The sequence below is a fragment of the Mycobacterium gordonae genome, from assembly GCF_001417955.2.
In the GTDB taxonomy this organism is placed as follows: Bacteria; Actinomycetota; Actinomycetes; order Mycobacteriales; family Mycobacteriaceae; genus Mycobacterium; species Mycobacterium gordonae_B.
Genome location: NZ_LKTM01000323.1, coordinates 1 through 307 on the forward strand (window position 1 = coordinate 1; position 307 = coordinate 307).

A 307-nucleotide genomic window follows, 5' to 3' on the forward strand; every position below is an offset into this window, starting at 1 on the left:
ACCAACGGCAGCGGCGGTGCCGGGGGTGCCGGCGGCAGCGGCGGCGACGGTGCCGCAAATCAGACATCCACCGACCGCCATGCGGGCAACGGCGGTCGCGGCGGAGACGGAGGTGCCGGCGGTGACGGCGGGGCATCCGGTACCGGCGGACTGGGTGGTGTCGCGGGCGATGGCGGCCGCGGCGGCGACGCCGGTGACGGTGCCGCCGGCGCCGACAGCGGCTACAACGGCATCGGTGGCAACGGCGGCGGCGGGGGCACCGGCGGCGCCGGCGGGACCGGTGCGGCCGCCACCTCGCCCGGCGGTG

The 307-nt window shown here is 79.8% G+C and carries 1 pseudogene; it reads left to right on the plus strand.

Features of this window, described 5'->3' with window-relative positions:
• Window positions 1-307, plus strand: a pseudogene (locus tag AO501_RS38370) (hypothetical protein); the annotation flags it as partial.